The 281-nt window shown below is 32.4% G+C and carries 1 protein-coding gene; it reads left to right on the forward strand.

Annotated features, from left to right (window positions below):
* The coding region (gene imm40 / locus AAEZ03_RS26975) for an Imm40 family immunity protein (RefSeq protein ID WP_350582878.1) at positions 1–247 on the forward strand (247 nt) is incomplete at its 5' end.
* Between the last annotated feature and the right edge of the window lie 34 nt (positions 248–281).

Below are 281 nucleotides of genomic sequence, written 5' to 3' on the forward strand. Positions count from 1 at the left end.
GGGTAATGGTATTGAGAATTTCGCTTTCCCTATACATGAAGTGGATAGTGTTTTAGAGGTTTACAGAACTAATAGAGTACTAATTTTAGGTGGTGATATTTATATCAAAAATTCATCTGAAAATTTTGCTCCATTTTATGAAAACTGGTTTTATGAAGGCAGTAGTGTTGAAGATAGTATAATTAAAGCTCAAGACTACCTTAGAATGTTTAAAGGAAAAGATTTATATGTCTGCTTCGTAGCCTAAAGACTAACAGTTCAACAGTTCGAAGCCTGTATAG

Source organism: Pseudomonas sp. HY2-MNA-CIBAN-0224 (assembly GCF_040310285.1).
Taxonomy (GTDB): Bacteria; Pseudomonadota; Gammaproteobacteria; order Pseudomonadales; family Pseudomonadaceae; genus Aquipseudomonas; species Aquipseudomonas helleri.